Annotated in this window: 13 protein-coding genes; 12 read left to right on the forward strand and 1 reads right to left on the reverse strand. The window is 68.1% G+C overall.

The window, feature by feature from the left end; all coding sequences use genetic code 11:
- Nucleotides 1–189: 189 nt before the first annotated feature.
- The 3 genes from dacB to tilS are packed head-to-tail and all read left to right on the forward strand — an operon-like array spanning nt 190 to nt 3,619.
- Entirely contained in the window at nt 190–1,590 is a 1,401-nt protein-coding gene (gene dacB / locus BLU62_RS28700; RefSeq protein WP_483099066.1) for a D-alanyl-D-alanine carboxypeptidase/D-alanyl-D-alanine endopeptidase, read from the forward strand.
- On the forward strand, nt 1,587–2,684 hold the full coding sequence (locus tag BLU62_RS28705) for a zinc-dependent metalloprotease (protein WP_074854307.1): 1,098 nt from the start codon (nt 1,587–1,589) through the stop codon (nt 2,682–2,684). The genes dacB and BLU62_RS28705 overlap by 4 nt, the downstream gene beginning before the upstream one ends.
- Complete coding sequence (tilS, locus tag BLU62_RS28710) at nt 2,681–3,619, forward strand: tRNA lysidine(34) synthetase TilS (RefSeq protein WP_208863710.1); 939 nt, start codon at nt 2,681–2,683, stop codon at nt 3,617–3,619. The genes BLU62_RS28705 and tilS overlap by 4 nt, the downstream gene beginning before the upstream one ends.
- 27 nt (nt 3,620–3,646) lie before the next feature.
- Here tilS and BLU62_RS28715 read toward each other — a convergent pair whose 3' ends face one another.
- Entirely contained in the window at nt 3,647–4,366 is a 720-nt protein-coding gene (locus BLU62_RS28715) for a DUF8020 domain-containing protein (RefSeq protein ID WP_074853906.1), read from the reverse strand.
- Between the two features lie 302 nt (nt 4,367–4,668).
- On the opposite strand from BLU62_RS28715, the gene hpt reads away from it, so the two are divergent.
- The 9 genes from hpt (at nt 4,669) to BLU62_RS28760 (ending at nt 13,136) form a co-directional block, all read left to right on the forward strand.
- Nucleotides 4,669–5,232 carry a hypoxanthine phosphoribosyltransferase gene (gene hpt, locus BLU62_RS28720; protein ID WP_074854308.1) on the forward strand — a complete coding sequence of 188 codons (564 nt, stop codon included), beginning with the start codon at nt 4,669–4,671 and terminating at the stop codon, nt 5,230–5,232.
- A 182-nt stretch (nt 5,233–5,414) separates the two neighbouring features.
- Nucleotides 5,415–7,811, forward strand: a complete 2,397-nt coding sequence (ftsH, locus tag BLU62_RS28725) for an ATP-dependent zinc metalloprotease FtsH (protein ID WP_074853907.1) — start codon at nt 5,415–5,417, stop codon at nt 7,809–7,811.
- A 10-nt stretch (nt 7,812–7,821) separates the two neighbouring features.
- Nucleotides 7,822–8,433, forward strand: coding sequence for a GTP cyclohydrolase I FolE (gene folE, locus BLU62_RS28730; protein ID WP_074853908.1), 612 nt, complete (start codon nt 7,822–7,824; stop codon nt 8,431–8,433).
- 17 nt (nt 8,434–8,450) lie between these two features.
- On the forward strand, nt 8,451–9,359 hold the full coding sequence (gene folP, locus BLU62_RS28735; protein WP_483099068.1) for a dihydropteroate synthase: 909 nt from the start codon (nt 8,451–8,453) through the stop codon (nt 9,357–9,359).
- Nucleotides 9,352–9,723, forward strand: coding sequence for a dihydroneopterin aldolase (folB, locus tag BLU62_RS28740; protein WP_074853909.1), 372 nt, complete (start codon nt 9,352–9,354; stop codon nt 9,721–9,723). Before folP ends, folB begins: the two co-directional genes overlap by 8 nt.
- Entirely contained in the window at nt 9,720–10,253 is a 534-nt protein-coding gene (folK, locus tag BLU62_RS28745) for a 2-amino-4-hydroxy-6-hydroxymethyldihydropteridine diphosphokinase (protein WP_074853910.1), read from the forward strand. The genes folB and folK overlap by 4 nt, the downstream gene beginning before the upstream one ends.
- Nucleotides 10,250–10,765: a DUF3180 domain-containing protein gene (locus tag BLU62_RS28750; RefSeq protein WP_074853911.1), complete on the forward strand. Its 516-nt coding sequence runs from the start codon at nt 10,250–10,252 to the stop codon at nt 10,763–10,765. Before folK ends, BLU62_RS28750 begins: the two co-directional genes overlap by 4 nt.
- A gap of 158 nt (nt 10,766–10,923) precedes the next feature.
- Nucleotides 10,924–12,048, forward strand: a complete 1,125-nt coding sequence (locus BLU62_RS28755; RefSeq protein WP_074853912.1) for a DUF6779 domain-containing protein — start codon at nt 10,924–10,926, stop codon at nt 12,046–12,048.
- A 302-nt stretch (nt 12,049–12,350) separates the two neighbouring features.
- Nucleotides 12,351–13,136 carry a hypothetical protein gene (locus BLU62_RS28760; RefSeq protein ID WP_074853913.1) on the forward strand — a complete coding sequence of 262 codons (786 nt, stop codon included), beginning with the start codon at nt 12,351–12,353 and terminating at the stop codon, nt 13,134–13,136.
- Nucleotides 13,137–13,157 lie beyond the last annotated feature (21 nt).

The raw sequence follows: 13,157 nt of genomic DNA on the forward strand, positions 1-13,157 counted from the left end.
GTGATCGCCGGACGGCCCAGATGGCCGCGCGTCGGAACAACGATACTGTTAGTCCGACGACCTCGGACTTCGTACCCCCGCTGTTCGTGGGTGCATCGGATCCCAGGTCGCTCGAATCCGACATATCGGCCGGTGCAGTACAGGTCGGTGCAGTGTCGGTCAGGACAGTGCGAGAGATCCGGAGGCTTCGTGGGCGCATCCACCAGACCCGCAGGTCGTGATGGCAGACCCCGTAGTCGCAAACTCCTCTGGTGGACCGTCGCCGCGGTCGTGATCCTCGCGCTCGCCTCGACCGCCGCGGTGGCCGTGGCACTCCGCCTCGACAAGGAGGCCGAGCTGCCGCCGGGGATTCCGCCGCAGCCCGCCGCGATCGTCGTCGACCCGCAGATCGACCCGGTCGTCGCGACCGCCCCGGCCCCTACACGCGCCGGCATCTCGCGGGCGATCGCCCCTGAGCTGCGGGATCCGGCACTCGGCGTTCTGAGCGGAATGATCTCCGACTCGCTGACCGGCGAGGTCCTCTGGTCGCGCAATCCCGATCGTCCGCGCATCCCCGCGTCGAACGACAAGGTTCTCTCGGCCGCCGCCGTCCTGGACGCCATGCCGCACGATGCGCGACTGACCACGACTGTCGTCGCGGGCTCCGACGGCCAGATCATCCTCAAGGGTGCCGGCGACCCCACCCTGTCGGCGCAGCCGGCCGGCGCGGACACCTTCTACAGCGAGCCCGCCCGCATCGCCGACCTCGCCGAGCAGATCAAACAGGCCGGCATCCCGGTCACCTCGGTCGCGGTGGATCTCAGCGCCTTCTCGGGGCCGACGATGGACCGGACGTGGGACCGCCGGGACATCCAGGGCGGCGACATCGCGCCGATCGAGTCGCTGATGGTCGACGGAGCCCGGCTCGAACCGCTCGACGAGTACTCACCGCGTTCCGCGACGCCCGGGATCATGGCCGGTGAGGCACTGGCCGCGGCCCTCGACGTCGACGCGCCGGTGACCGAGGCCTCCGCCCCCGCCGGCGACCGCGTGATCGCGAAGGTCGAGTCCGCCCCGCTGGTGACACGGGTCAACGACATGCTCCGCCACAGCGACAACGTGCTCGCCGAGACACTGTCGATCGAACTGTCCGTGCACCGCGGCGGGCCGGCGACACTGGCGGCCGGCGTCGACGCCATCGAGCAGGTCCTGTCCTCGACGTTCCCCGAACAGTGGAAGGGCACGACGTTGGCCGACGCGTCGGGCATCTCCTACGCCAACCGCACCACGCCCGCACTGCTCGACGCGGTGATGACCGCGGCCAGCGGGCCGTCGCGGCCGGCGCTGCGACCGATGCTCGACGGACTGCCGATCGCCGCCGGTACCGGTACCCTCGCCGACCGATTCCCGATCGCCACCACGCCCGGTGCCGGCTGGGTGCGCGCGAAGACCGGAACACTCACCGGGGTCAGTTCGTTGACGGGCATAGTGCAAACGATCGACGGCCGCGTGCTGTCGTTCGCCCTGATGTCCGGCGGCACCTCGCCGGCGGACGCGAGACCCGCCCTCGACGCCGTGGTGGGCCAACTCAGAGAGTGCGGGTGCCGATGAGCATGTCTGGAATCGACAGCGAGACCGGGGTCGAGCCGGTGGGTGAGGACCATCACCTGAGCATCGGGTCGCAGATCGACTGGCCGCTCGCCGCGTCGACCGCGAAACGGCTCGTCCGGCCCGGTCCCAAGACCACGGCCTACACCTACGAGACCGCACAGGCCGAGCTCGCCGACGCGGCGACGCGTGCGGAGGCGCCGGTTCGCGAGGTCACGGGTCTCGCCGACGGACTCCGCGTCCCGAATACCCGCATCCTCGATCGGCCGGGCTGGATCGACGCGGCATCCGACTCGATGCGCTCGATGCTCGGGTCCGACGCCGGCGGCGTGGAGGCGGGCTCGTCGGGGCTGGCCGCCAAGTTCGGCGGCGTCCAGGCCGGCGGTCTCCTGGCCTTCCTCTCCACGGCCATCCTCGGCCAGTACGACCCCTTCACCCCGGACCCGGAGACCGGTGAACCCGGTGTGCTGATGGTCGTGACGCCCAACATCATCAACGTCGAACGCCAGCTCAAGGTCGTGCCGTCGGACTTCCGCCTCTGGGTGTGCCTGCACGAGGTCACCCACCGGGTGCAGTTCTCGGCCAATCCGTGGCTGCGTGACTACATGCAGGACAACGTCGCCGTGCTCACGTCCGAGACGGGCGAGTCGACCACCGAGATCGTCACGCGGATGACCAGGGCGCTCAAGGGTTCCGAACCCCGCGAGAAGGGCATCATCGGCGCCATGCAGCTGCTGCAGAGCCCCGAGCAGTTCGAGGCCTTCCGGCGGATGATGGTTCTGGGCACGCTGCTCGAGGGCCACGCCGACCACGTGATGGACGCCGTCGGTCCGGCGCACGTTCCGTCCGTCGCCCGCATCCGCACCGCGTTCGACAAGCGCCGCAAGGCGCCGCGGAACCCGGTGCAGCGCATCATCCGCGCGTTGATCGGCATGGACGCCAAGATGGCGCAGTACATCCGCGGCAAGGCCTTCGTCGACGAGGTGGTGGAGACCGTCGGCATGGAGCGGTTCAACACCGTGTGGACCTCGCCCGAGACGATGCCGCTCCCGGACGAGATCGACACCCCGCAGGCATGGATACGACGCGTGCTGTGACGCAGGTGGTCGCGGATTACGCGGCCACCTCTCTCGCCGGTCCGCGCGCATCCGTCTGCGTCGGGCTCTCCGGCGGTGCCGACTCGCTCGCCCTGACGGCGACGGCGGTCCGCGCGGGACTCGACGTCACCGCGCTGGTCGTCGACCACGGACTGCAGGAGGGTTCCGCCCACGTCGCCGCCCGAGCCGCCTCCATCGCACGCGAACTCGGCGCCGACGCACGCGTGCTCGAGGTCGGCGTCGGGACCCGCGGGGGACTCGAAGCCGCTGCCCGGGACGCGCGGTACGCGGCGCTCGACGCCGCGCGGGACGGTCGCCCGGTTCTTCTCGCGCACACCGCCGACGACCAGGCCGAGACGGTGTTGCTCGGACTCGCACGCGGTTCAGGGTCGCGTTCGATCGCCGGTATGCGTGCGTGGAAGGCCCCGTGGGGGCGGCCGCTGCTGCGGGTGCGCCGGATGCAGACGCTCGCGGTGTGTACCGAACTCGGACTGGCCGTGCACCACGACCCGCACAACCGCGACCCCCGGTTCACCCGGGTTCGATTGCGTGCCGAGGTGATCCCGCTGCTCGACGACGTCCTCCGGGGCGGTGTCGTGGATGCGCTGGGACGCACCGCGGACGGCCTGCAGGACGACAACGATGCGCTCGATGGCTGGGCGGAGGCGGTGTGGGAGAGGGCCGGCACTCCCGACGGCCTGGAGATCGCGCCGCTGCACGACCTGCCGAGGGCCGTGCGTACCAGGGTCATCCGACGCTGGTTGCTCGACGTCGGGGCCACCGAACCGACGCATCGGGTGATCGCCGCGGTCGATCGGCTCGTCGTGGACTCCGGAACGGTGCGCGCGCAGGTGGCGATCGGCGGCGATCCGGACGTGCGGACCGTCGTGGAACGAAGCGCTGAGACACTGACGGTCCGCCTCACCGAGAGGTGAGACGGACCGTCGTGTGAATGGTCGGACTTACTTCCTGGGTGGCGTGAACGGCGAGTTGATCGTGTTGAAGTACTGGATCGCCGTTCCGATCAGAGTGCCGCCGCCGCCGAGGACGAGACCGACGAGACCGCCGACCGCGGCCGCCGGGGCGACTCCGACGAGACAACCCACGACGGCGGCCGTGATCCCGAAGATGCAGCCGATCATCCCGCCGACGATCGCGCCGATGATCGTGCCGACCAGCGAAGAGACGGTCGTTCCCGCACTGAGCTGCTGCTGGAAACGGACGAGTGCCTGGTCGTCCCGCTCCTGGCGGGTCTGCGGGGCCGCCACCTGATGCCGTGCGATGCCGCGGACGTTCTCGACCTCGGTCGGATTGACCTGCACCGATCGCGCAATGTTACGAGAAGGAATGAGCGTTATTTTGTTGCCGGCCTGGCGAGCGTCGATCGGGAACTGCCGGTACTCATTGCGATATGCAAGAGGCATACGGAAGAGCTCCGCGCCGGCTCGATCGCGAATGGTCAGCTTCCCGTTATCGGTGCTTGCCGAGGCATTGTGCAGCGTGAGGGTCAGCGACGTCGCATTCCAGGATGCGTCGTAGGTCGACGGCCCGAATTGCTTGGGGGCGGCCTGCGCGGTCCCGGCGAGGGCTGTGATCGCAACCGTGGCAAGGGAAATGACAACGGCGACCAATGTGCGCGTGCGTATGCGCGACAAGGCCCCGTCCTGTCGTTCAGTTGACATGAAGGAATTCTTTCCATCGAGGGGAGTTCCCCGAGGGGGGAATAGGGGAACTGGGATCGATCATATTCACAGGTCGAAAAACCCCTGCTGCCCACGTTGCTGGCGGGTGGTCTAACGTTCACAAACCCGACAAAACAATTGTTTGAAAATGTTTCGCGAGTGACCAATGTTAAACTTCGTTATCTCACTGTTATCTTCGCGAACGGTTTTGCCCCGTCGGCCGACGCGTACCCGTGGGTAATTTCCGGCCATGGATCCCACCCGTCGGCCATGTGACCCGCGAAACATGACAAGCTGTGAAGGTGCAGTCCGCAGACCCCTATGCCGCTGACATCGATGCTGTTCTGATCACCGAGGAACAGATCCGGCAGCGCACCGTCGAACTCGCCCACTCCGTCGCCTCCCGGTACACCGACATCGAGGACGATCTGGTCCTGATCGGTGTGCTCAAGGGAGCGGTCATGTTCATGACCGACTTCGCCCGGGCCCTGCCGATCCCCTCCCAGCTGGAGTTCATGGCGGTGTCGAGCTACGGGTCGTCGACGTCGTCGTCGGGTGTCGTGCGGATCCTCAAGGACCTCGACCGCGACATCGAGGGCCGCGACGTGCTGATCGTCGAGGACATCATCGATTCCGGCCTCACGCTGTCGTGGCTGATGAAGAACCTCGCCACACGCTCGCCGCGCAGCCTCGAGGTGTGCACGCTGCTCCGCAAACCCGAGGCCGTGCGGTCGCCGGTGCGTGTCGCCGAGGTCGGCTTCGACATCCCGAACGAGTTCGTCGTCGGCTACGGACTCGACTACTCCGAGCGTTACCGGGACCTGCCGTACATCGGGCGCCTCAAGCCCGCGGTCTACAGCAGCTGACCCCGCCGGGTGCTCCACCCGCCGTGGCCTGCGCGTCGTGGCGGCAGATCTGCGTCGGGAACGGTTTCACCAGCGTGATCGTTGACCGGTAGCCTCAATGTGTACGTCGATGGGAAGGACATGGGAACGGAGTGGGCGCCGGGACTCGATCCCGCACGCCGGTCGAACCCCCACCAACTGGCATGAACCGTAAGACAGTCTTCCGCAACCTCGCCATCCTGGCGCTCGTCCTGCTCGCCCTGTGGGGCTGGAGCGTGATGAGCAACTCCGACCGCGAGTACCGGGGCGTCGACACCTCCGTCGCGCTGGAGCAGCTGAACAAGAAGAACACCAAGTTCATCAGCATCGACGACCGCGAGCAGCAGCTGCGCATCGAGCTCAACACCCCGATCAAGGTGAACGACGCCGACGCGGACAAGATCAGCACCAAGTACCCCGCGCAGGCCGGTGAGCAGATCTTCGACGCGGTCCAGAACACCGGCACGAAGTACACGACGAATGTCAACGAGCAGTCGGTGCTCTGGCAGATCCTCATCTTCGTGCTGCCGATGATCCTGCTGTTCGGCCTGTTCTTCTTCGTGATGAGTCGCATGCAGGGCGGTGGCCGCGGCGGCGTCATGGGATTCGGCAAATCGAAGGCCAAGCAGCTGTCCAAGGACATGCCGAAGACGACCTTCGCCGATGTCGCCGGCGCCGACGAGGCCGTCGAGGAGCTCTACGAGATCAAGGACTTCCTCCAGAACCCGGCGCGCTACCAGGCGCTGGGCGCGAAGATCCCCAGGGGCGTACTGCTGTTCGGTCCGCCCGGAACCGGCAAGACGCTGCTGGCCCGCGCCGTTGCGGGCGAGGCGGGGGTGCCGTTCTTCACGATCTCCGGCTCGGACTTCGTCGAGATGTTCGTCGGTGTCGGTGCGTCTCGTGTCCGCGACCTGTTCGAACAGGCCAAGAACAACAGCCCGTGCATCATCTTCGTCGACGAGATCGACGCCGTCGGCCGCCAGCGTGGTGCCGGTCTCGGCGGTGGTCACGACGAGCGCGAGCAGACACTCAACCAGCTCCTCGTCGAGATGGACGGTTTCGGTGACCGTTCGGGTGTCATCCTGATCGCGGCCACCAACCGCCCCGACATCCTCGACCCGGCACTGTTGCGCCCCGGTCGCTTCGACCGCCAGATCCCGGTCGGCAACCCCGACATGGCCGGCCGGCGCGCGATCCTCAAGGTGCACGCCAAGGGCAAGCCGATCGACTCCACCGCCGATCTCGACGGTCTCGCCAAGCGCACGCCGGGCATGTCCGGCGCCGACCTGGCCAACGTCGTCAACGAGGCCGCACTGCTCACCGCGCGTGAGAACAAGCAGACGATCACCGCCGAGGCGCTCGAGGAAGCGGTCGACCGGGTGATCGGCGGTCCGCGTCGCAAGGGCCGGATCATCAGCGAGCACGAGCGCAAGGTCGTGGCGTACCACGAGGGCGGCCACACCCTGGCTGCCTGGGCCATGCCCGATCTGGACCCGATCTACAAGGTCACGATCCTCGCGCGCGGACGCACCGGCGGCCACGCCCTCGCCGTTCCCGAGCAGGACAAGGACCTGATGACGCGGTCGGAGATGATCGCACGTCTGGTGATGGCGATGGGCGGCCGGGCCGCCGAGGAACTGGTGTTCCACGAGCCGACCACCGGCGCGTCGTCGGACATCGACCAGGCCACCAAGATCGCCCGTGCGATGGTCACCGAATACGGCATGAGCGCCAAGCTCGGCGCCGTGCGATACGGCCAGGATCAGGGTGACCCGTTCCTGGGCCGTTCGATGGGTGCGCAGTCGGCCTACTCCGCCGAGATCGCCAGCGAGATCGACGACGAGGTCCGTCGCCTCATCGAGGCGGCGCACACCGAGGCGTGGGCGATCCTCACCGAGTACCGCGACACCCTCGACGTGCTCGCCACCGAGCTGCTCGAGAAGGAGACGCTCACCCGCAAGGATCTGGAGAAGATCTTCTCCGAGGTCGTCAAGCGCCCGCGGATCACCGCGTTCAACGAATTCGGTGACCGGACCCCGAGCGACAAGCCGCCGGTGAAGACGCCGGGCGAGCTCGCTATCGAGCGCGGCGAGCCGTGGCCCCCGCCGGAGGAGGCGAAGGTCGCCGAGCCCGTCGGTGCCGGGTACCCGGGTGGTGCGCAGGTACCGGGTCACGTGCCGAACTACCCGCCGATCTACCCGGAGCCGGGTGCTTCGGGAGGACCGGTTCCGCCGGCGCCGGGGAATCCGGATCCCCAGTACCCCAACCCCCAGTATCCGAACCCCCAGTACCCGGGACCTCAGGACCAGGCTCCTCGGTACCCGAACCCCCAGTACCCGAACCCGGGTCAGTCCGCGCCGCCGCCCGGTGGTCCGTACACCGGTGGCTCGCGGCCGGATTACGGTGCGCCGCGCGACTGGTCGGCACCGGGGTGGCCGCCGGAGCAGTCCTCCACCGATCGTCCCGCCACCAACGGGACCAACGGCTGGGGACGGCCCGGCGACAACGGGAATCCCGGATCGGACAGTGCCGGTGACGGCGAGAACGGACGAAGCTCGTAAGGTTTGACGAATGACGATCAGCGAGGGGCGCGACGCCGTGGTGAATGGGCACCGATCGGAGTTCGATCAGGCGCGCGCCGAGGCCGCGGTTCGGGAGCTGCTGCTGGCCGTCGGCGAGGACCCCGACCGTGAAGGTCTCGTCCGCACGCCGACGCGAGTGGCGAACGCCTATCGCGAGATGTTCGCGGGTCTGTACACCGATCCCGACGAGGTTCTCGCGACCACCTTCGACGAGGACCACGACGAGCTGGTGCTGGTGAAGGACATCCCGATGTACTCCACCTGCGAGCATCACCTGGTGTCCTTCCACGGCGTCGCGCACGTCGGCTACATCCCGGGCACGTCGGGCCGGGTCACGGGTCTGTCGAAGCTCGCGCGACTGGTCGACCTGTACGCCAAGCGGCCGCAGGTGCAGGAGCGGCTGACGAGCCAGGTCGCCGACGCCGTCATGCGCAAGCTCGAACCCCGCGGCGTCATCGTCGTGATCGAGGCCGAGCACCTGTGCATGGCGATGCGCGGCATCCGGAAGCCGGGAGCGACCACCACCACCTCGGCCGTCCGCGGAATCTTCAAGACCAGTGCGGTGTCCCGCGGCGAAGCCCTCGACCTGATCACCCGGTGAGTCCGGCCGTTCACCAGATGACCCAGGCACGCGCGATCCCGGTCGGTGGTGGGAACCACCGGACGCTGGTGATGGGTGTCCTGAACGTCACCGCCGACTCCTTCTCCGACGGCGGCCGATACCTCGACACCGACGCCGCGATCGCGCACGGGCTCCAACTGGTGGAGCAGGGTGCCGACCTCATCGACGTCGGCGGTGAATCGACACGGCCGGGAGCGGTACGCGTCGATCCCGGGCTCGAGGCGGAGCGTGTCGCCCCGGTCATCGCTGCCCTCGCCTCGCGCGGCGTCGTGGTGTCGGTCGACACCATGCGGGCCGACGTGGCGTCCGCCGCGATCGACGCCGGTGCCGCGATCATCAACGACGTCTCGGGCGGACGCGCCGACGCCGACATGGCGCGTGTGGTCGCCGACGCCGGTCTGCCGTGGATCCTGATGCACTGGCGGCCCGCGGGGGAGAGCTCGGACCGCCGGTTCACCCATCGCACCGGCGACGTCGGCGGCTACCGCGACGTGGTCGCCGAGGTGAGCGGCGAGTTGCTGGCGCAGGTCGACGCCGCGGTCTCGGCGGGTGTAGATCCGGACCGACTCATCCTCGATCCCGGACTCGGCTTCGCCAAGACCGCCGAACACAACTGGGCTCTGCTGCATGCGCTGCCGACCTTCATCGGCCTGGGCTTCCCCGTCCTCGTCGGTGCTTCCCGCAAGCGGTTCCTCGGCACGCTGCTCGGTCACGACGGCATCGACCGTCCGCCGGCGGGCCGCGACGCCGCGACCGCGTCGATCTCGGCGCTGACCGCGGCGGCGGGAGCCTGGGGTGTGCGCGTCCACGATGTCGCGAGCAGCTACGACGCCGTGACCGTCGCCGAGGCCTGGCGTGCGGGCGGTTCACGGACAACGTTCGGAGCAGGAGGGTCGCATGGCTGACCGGATCGAACTACGCGGACTGAAGGTCCGGGGCAATCACGGGGTCTTCGACCACGAACGCGCCGACGGCCAGGACTTCTTCATCGACGTCATCCTGTGGCTCGATCTGCGTGCCGCCGCCGACTCCGACGACCTCGCCGAGACCGTCGACTACGGTGCACTCGCGCAGCAGGTCGCCTCGATCGTCGGGGGCGAGCCGCGCAACCTCATCGAGACGGTCGGGGCGGAGGTCGCGGAGACGATCATGGCCGACGAACGCATCTCCGCATGCGAGGTCACCGTGCACAAGCCGTCGGCGCCGATCCCGCTGACCTTCGACGACGTCGCGGTGGTGACCCGCCGCTCCAGGAAGGGCATGCGATGAGTCGCGCGGTTCTCTCGGCGGGCTCCAATGTCGGTGACTCGCTCGGTCATCTGCGATCGGTGGTCGAGGGCTTCGCCGACGAACTCGTCGCGGTGTCCGCGGTGTACGCGACACCGCCCTGGGGCGGGGTCGAACAGGACGACTTCCTCAACGTCACGCTGGTCGTCGAGGGGCCGCTGAGCGCCCGGGAGTGGCTCGACCGGGGTGCAGGTCTGGAGCAGGCCGCCGACCGTACCCGCGAAGTCCGCTGGGGCCCAAGAACACTCGACGTCGATGTGATCTCGGTGGCCGAGGCCGGACGCGTCGTCGTCGACGACGATCCGGTTCTGACGCTTCCCCATCCACGGGCCGTGGACCGTGCGTTCGTGCTCATCCCGTGGCTGGAGATCGAACCGGATGCCACGTTGTGGACGCCCGAGGGCGAGCGTCCGGTGCGCGAGCTCATCGATGCGCTCGACCCCGCCGAACGGGACGCGGTGCGTGCCGTCGCGCGGTTGACGGGTGGCCCGGCCGGGGGTGGGGCGTCATGACCCGGCCCGACCCGCGCCGCCCGGGACAGGACGACGAGGAGACCGGCCTCGGTCCCACCCGCATCCGCGACCTCCTCGTCATCGCCGTGGTCACCGCGATCGCCGCGTGGATCCTGGTGCGGTACAACTACAACGAATTCCCGCCGATGCCTCTCCTGGCCGGGATCGTGCTCTACGTACTCGCCGCGCTCGAGGTCGTCATCGCCTTCGTCGTGCGGTCGAGGGTCGAGTCCCGCGACGTGGGTCGTGCTCGCGGACAGCTTCATCCGCTGACCGCGGCACGAGTGCTCGCCCTCGCCAAGGCTTCTGCCATCCTCGGCGCGATCGCCGTCGGGGTCTGGACCGGTCTGCTCGTCTTCCTTCTCAGCCAGCAGCACGTGGCGGCCGCCGACCAGGACCGGCCCGGTGCGATCGTGGGTCTGATCGGAGGCGTGGTGCTGGTGGGTGCGGCCATGTGGCTCGAGTACTGCTGCCGGGCGCCCGACGATCCGCCCCCCGTCGGCGATTCGTGACATTCGCGCACCGGTGACCGTGGAAAAGACACCCGCCGGCAGGATCGAGCCGATATCGAAGAGCGGGTCGAATATGCGAGACATAACACGTCGGCGATCTGAGAAACTCCGCGCCCGGTTGGCCTCTGAATGTACTCACAGCGGGTAAGTTCACGATCATGACGACCTCGAACGGCCGTTCTGCCGACTCGCGACGTTCCAGTCGGTCGGCGGCGCAGTGGCTGCTCGGTCTGCTGATCGTGCTCGCCCTCGCGGCCAGCGTACTGATGGTCTTCACCGACCGCTTGTCGATTCTCGGTTCGCTGGCGGTGATCGCGGCCCTGTGGGCGGCGGTCATCGGCGCGATCCTCGTCACCAAGTTCCGGCGCCAGGCCGAGAGCGCGGAGGCGAAGAGCCGGGACCTCCGACTGGTGTACGAATTGCAGCTCGAGCGTGAGATCGCGGCGCGCCGTCAGTACGAACTCGACGTCGAGACGACCATCCGCAAGGAGGTCACCGCCGAGTCCAACGAGGAGCTCTCCGAGCTCAAGGCCCAGGTGCTCGCACTCCGGTCGAGCCTCGAAATGCTTCTCGGGGAACCGCTCCCGGATCAGCGTGCGGCGCTGTCGAGCGAGAAGATGCGCGAGCTGGCCTCCGGATTGTCCGGCACCAAGCCGGGGTCACCCTTCGGCGGCGAGTTCGGCGGCGTCCCGCCGTACAGCTCGACCTACGACGACGACGGCCTGCTCGCCGCACGCGACTTCGCGGCCACCGCACCGACCTCGGACGACGGCCGCCACATCGACTCGGTCGACCCGAACGAGATGACCGAGGTCATCCCCGTGGTCACCGACGACCCGATCTCCGGTCGCATCGCGACCGAGGTTCCGGTCGAAGAGGTCGACGAGCACGCCGCCGGCGTCGCCGAGGAAGTGTCCGACGCGGAGGTCGTCGACGATGTGCAGACCGGCGACGACGCATCCGTCTACACCGACGAGACGCCGACCGACGAGTGGGCGACCGGTGCGAGTGCCGAGCCCGAATCCGCCGACGCGACCCCGACCCCGGTGGAGGAAACATCCGCGACCTCCGACGTCGACGCTCCTGCGTTCTCCGGTGCAGGACGTCACGAGGGGAGTGTCGGGCGCCCGGCCTCCACCTACGGAGGAGGTCGTCGCCGACGCGCCTCCGACGACGACTCCGAGTCGGCCCACTCGGCAGGCCTCCCGGTTTCGGAGTTGCTCAGCCAGTTGCGCCAGCAGACCGGCTCGGCCGGCGGCGGCCGTCGCCGGCGCGAGAGCTGACGCGGCCTCTCGCCGGACAGGTGTGATTCCCGTATTCGGGGGTATCGCCTTTCTCACCAGTGGGTCAATGACTTCCGGATCGTTTTCGGCCACCTGACTCAAAGGTGCCGGAAACGACCACGGGTTATGTGCCCAAAGCGGCACGGATAACGCCTCGGGTCGTTTTTGCATCGGTGATGTCCTGGCCCGGCGCAGACGATTCTTCGAATTCGTATCAGTTTCGTCATCCGGTCGGATCAGTTCTGTGACGTAAGCTCCTGATTCGCTGAGTAGAAGTTGGACGATCGCCCTACACTTCCCGCATGAGCGGAGCTCTGGCGGGTGGTGAGCCCGGTCTGGTCGGCCGGACCGGCACTCCCTATGCGCCGGTCCGCTACACCGACCGGGGCACTTCGATCAAACGGACGATGGTCAGTGCCGCGCTCTTCCTGCCGCTGCTCGCCTGGTGGCCGATGGTGTTGTGGCTGTTCACCTTCGACCCGCTCAACGAGACCCCGTTCCCCGAGTACTACGCCGACTACCTCGCCAACGGGCCGGCGATGAGCCTGATCCTGATCTGGGCGCTCACCGCGCTGATGCCGGTCTACATGGTCCTCGTGCTCGCGTTCTGGTCCCGAAGTGTGGTCCGCGCGGCGATCGCGGTTCCCCTCGGAGCGATCGGAGCACTGGGATTCTGGGGCGGTCAGATCCCGGTTCTGGTGCGGTCGGGTGAGTACGGGATTCTCAATCTCTGTTCCGACCACATGCCGGTCTGGGTGGTGATGCTGATCGTCGCCTGGTCGATCGCACGCCGACGACAATTGTGGTGGGTGCTCGCGGTTCCGGTGATTGCGCTGCTCGCCATCAATGCCTACGAGGGGTGGGCAGTGAATCCGGTCGACGGCATCGTCGACGGCGCCGGTGATCTGCTGGGCGTGCCCGCCGCCAAGGTCCTCGATCCGTTCTCACCGCGTTTCCGGTCGCCGTTCGACGATGCCGTCGACATCATCGCCGGCGTGGTGACGCTGTGGATCTTCGATGCGGTGATCGGTGCGCTCGCAGGCCAGGGGAAACCCGGGCAGTCGCCCTACACGCTCGACGAGCGGTGACCGCGAGGGGCGTCGGCGGGT

The organism is Gordonia westfalica (assembly GCF_900105725.1).
Lineage (GTDB): Bacteria > Actinomycetota > Actinomycetes > Mycobacteriales > Mycobacteriaceae > Gordonia > Gordonia westfalica.

What these genes read in the sequence shown, in the direction of transcription:
- folB (WP_074853909.1), top strand. Translation starts at nt 9,352, where the DNA reads ATGGCTGACCGGATCGAACTACGCGGACTGAAGGTCCGGGGCAATCAC.
- BLU62_RS28705 (WP_074854307.1), top strand. Translation starts at nt 1,587, where the DNA reads ATGAGCATGTCTGGAATCGACAGCGAGACCGGGGTCGAGCCGGTGGGT.
- BLU62_RS28755 (WP_074853912.1), top strand. Translation starts at nt 10,924, where the DNA reads ATGACGACCTCGAACGGCCGTTCTGCCGACTCGCGACGTTCCAGTCGG.
- BLU62_RS28760 (WP_074853913.1), top strand. Translation starts at nt 12,351, where the DNA reads ATGAGCGGAGCTCTGGCGGGTGGTGAGCCCGGTCTGGTCGGCCGGACC.
- folE (WP_074853908.1), top strand. Translation starts at nt 7,822, where the DNA reads ATGACGATCAGCGAGGGGCGCGACGCCGTGGTGAATGGGCACCGATCG.
- folK (WP_074853910.1), top strand. Translation starts at nt 9,720, where the DNA reads ATGAGTCGCGCGGTTCTCTCGGCGGGCTCCAATGTCGGTGACTCGCTC.
- ftsH (WP_074853907.1), top strand. Translation starts at nt 5,415, where the DNA reads ATGAACCGTAAGACAGTCTTCCGCAACCTCGCCATCCTGGCGCTCGTC.
- BLU62_RS28715 (WP_074853906.1), bottom strand. Translation starts at nt 4,366, where the DNA reads ATGTCAACTGAACGACAGGACGGGGCCTTGTCGCGCATACGCACGCGC.
- BLU62_RS28750 (WP_074853911.1), top strand. Translation starts at nt 10,250, where the DNA reads ATGACCCGGCCCGACCCGCGCCGCCCGGGACAGGACGACGAGGAGACC.
- folP (WP_483099068.1), top strand. Translation starts at nt 8,451, where the DNA reads ATGACCCAGGCACGCGCGATCCCGGTCGGTGGTGGGAACCACCGGACG.